This window comes from Psychrobacter sp. 1U2 (assembly GCF_051847575.1).
In genome coordinates this window covers 1-635 of sequence record NZ_JBPYDC010001308.1, presented here as the reverse complement: position 1 = coordinate 635, position 635 = coordinate 1, and the positions used below count along the sequence as shown (strand labels likewise).

The 635-nt window shown below is 40.3% G+C and carries 1 pseudogene; it reads right to left on the bottom strand.

Features of this window, described 5'->3' with window-relative positions:
• Positions 1-467, bottom strand: a pseudogene (locus ACS8FD_RS21800) (HAMP domain-containing histidine kinase); the annotation flags it as partial.
• Positions 468-635: the final 168 nt, after the last annotated feature.

The window sequence follows — 635 nt, the reverse complement described above, 5'->3', positions numbered from 1 at the left end:
CGTGACTCATACAGCAATGTATAGCCTGTACTACTATAGACCTGAGCTTGTTGAGTAGGAGGCGTTTCTGAAAAAGAGGGGAATATAATGGTTAATAACGAAGGCGTTGCAGGTAGCTCTAAGGGCAGATCACTGTTGTCGGTTTGCATGAGCAGACGACCTTTACTGTCATACAGTCCCATTTTAGCTTGCAGTGATTCATCAAAGATATCAAAGCTTTTTTTGACCACGGCTAACATAAAACGCGATTGCAAACGGTTATTCTTACTAACGGCCGTATTTAGTTCATGCAAAAAAGGATCAATTTGTCCAAGTATTTGAGTTGCCACCACCTCAGAGCGAATACCAGCATTTTTATCATGAACGAGCTGTGTCAATAACACCATAGCGACTGCGAACAAAACAAGTGCCAGCATCACACTAGCAAATAGTTTGGCAAATACGGAGCGAAAACCCAACTGCTGCATTATATGCTCTCTATTAACGAATGCTCATATCAATGACTAACAAATAGCCATCGCGGTTGACGTGATGGCTATTTTTATTTGGTCATTACTTCAATAATTTATTCAAACCGATTTGACGCATCAGATAAATCGTCAAACTTGATCAGTTGCAAATTGATAACCAACACC